Raw genomic sequence first — 1,320 nt, 5'->3', positions numbered from 1 at the left:
GACCCGGCTCCGGCCCCGAGGCGGCACCGCCGTGACAGCCGCCACCGAGGCCGCATAAGATCGCCGCACGGCACCCTCGTCGAGCCTTTTACACCGCTCCGAGGACGCGACCCCTGGATCAAGGAAGCTGCTCTCCGAATTGCAGCCCGCGGGCGTGCCGCCTGCACAGGCGAGCCCTACGCCACGGCCTGTGGGCAAGTCATCCTCAAGCCCACCGACGGGGCGCTCATCCCCCGCGCCGGATCGCCCGCACAGGCCCTGCTGGAGACCCACATCTTCGAACGCGAGAGGGGACTGGGACTCCTCACTGGCCACCCCTCGGCATCCGAGAAGTCCACCCCGAGCTCCACAGGCTGACCCTCCGGCTGGACCCACACCCCTTCGTCGTCCGTCAGTGGGCTGACACTCCCCATCAACCCTGGAGTCCCAGACGAGATCACGTCCTGCTGAACCACGAGCTCCCGCTCCTTGAGAAGGAGCAGCATCGGCTGGAGGCGGCGTTGAACGCGGCCTCCGAGCGGCTGGACGCGGCGCACGGCCCTGGTGAGCCTGCGGTCGCTCGCGGATGCTGCCTCCCTCCAGCAGGCACCCGCCGCTGAGAACCCCGTGGTGTCAGTGGACGTCGAGAAGCCGTCGGCATCGAAGACTGTGCGTGGCCGCACCCGCACGTCGAAGGCGGCGAAGCCGGCCGCCGCGCCGAAGGCCGAGGGGAACAAGGCGGCCCGGGCGGTGGCGAAGACGGTGAAGAAGACCAGTGCGCAGAAGGCCGCACGGTAAAGGCCAAGGCACCCACTCGCTCCTGCCGACGCCGACTCGGCACCTGACCAGAACTTCTGTCCGCCCGCGAGCCCACGAGGGCTTGCTTGAGCCCGGTGCGTTCAATGGCGCACGCCGGGTTCTGAGGGGGCGGGGGGGGGGGGGGGGGCGGCCCCCCCCCCCCCCCCCCCCCCCCCCCCTACCCCCCCCCCCCCCCCCCCCCCCCCCCCCCCCCCCCCCCCCCCCGCTACCCGACCCGCCCTGCGCACCGAGGGCATCGCGGAGCAGTTCCCCCAGTACCCGCAGGTGAAGGCCGAAGTCGACTTGGGATACCAGGGCCTGGCCAAGGAGTTCCCCAGTCAGGTCAGCGCCCCTCCGAAGAAGCCCGCCGAGGACGCCTGCGACGGAGACAAGCGCGCCTGGCGCGAGATGCGGCGCCGCCAGTCCTCAGCGCGGATCTGCGTGGGGGACACCAACGCCGAGTACAAGCAGTGGCGCCCCCTCCAGCGGTACACCGGACGTCGCGAGGACTACCCGGAAACTCACCTGGCCATCGCCGGGTTG

The 1,320-nt window shown here is 71.7% G+C and carries 1 protein-coding gene and 1 pseudogene; both read left to right on the top strand.

The window, feature by feature from the left end; translation table 11 throughout:
- Positions 1-615 precede the first annotated feature (615 nt).
- Positions 616-777, top strand: a complete 162-nt coding sequence (locus ACZ38L_RS39545; protein ID WP_465703009.1) for a hypothetical protein — start codon at positions 616-618, stop codon at positions 775-777.
- Positions 778-1,062: 285 nt separating this feature from the next.
- A pseudogene (locus ACZ38L_RS39540) lies at positions 1,063-1,320 on the top strand (transposase family protein); the annotation flags it as partial.

This window comes from Kitasatospora sp. NPDC024654 (genome assembly GCF_055559155.1).
This window is presented reverse-complemented; position numbering and strand designations above follow the sequence as displayed.